The 350-nt window shown below is 76.6% G+C and carries 1 protein-coding gene; it reads left to right on the forward strand.

The window, feature by feature from the left end:
- A partial coding sequence (locus tag GTP90_RS36160; protein WP_161087975.1) for a hypothetical protein occupies positions 1–350 on the forward strand: 350 nt, incomplete at both ends.

A 350-nucleotide genomic window follows, 5' to 3' on the forward strand; every position in this document is an offset into this window, starting at 1 on the left:
TCTGGCGGCGCCGCGCACGCCGGCGCAGGCGGCGTACGCGCAGCTGACGCGCTACCTCGGCATCCACGCCCGGTTGCTGATCGCGGTGTGGGATGGCCAGGACGAGACGGCCCGCCATCCGCGCCGCCCGGGCGGCACGCTGGACCTGGTGCGGACGCTGCTGCATGGCGTCGAGCGCGGCGGGCATCCGCGCAGCAGCAACCGCTTCGCCGCGCCGGCGCACGGCACGGTGCTGCATGTGTACAGCCGCCGCGCACAGGAATCGTCGGCCGGCCTGCCGAGCGCGCGGGAAGTGGGCGGCTTCCGCCTGGCGCACGGCGAACCGGCCGGCGCGACCGGCCACTGGGATG

The organism is Duganella vulcania (assembly GCF_009857655.1).
GTDB lineage: Bacteria > Pseudomonadota > Gammaproteobacteria > Burkholderiales > Burkholderiaceae_D > Rugamonas > Rugamonas vulcania.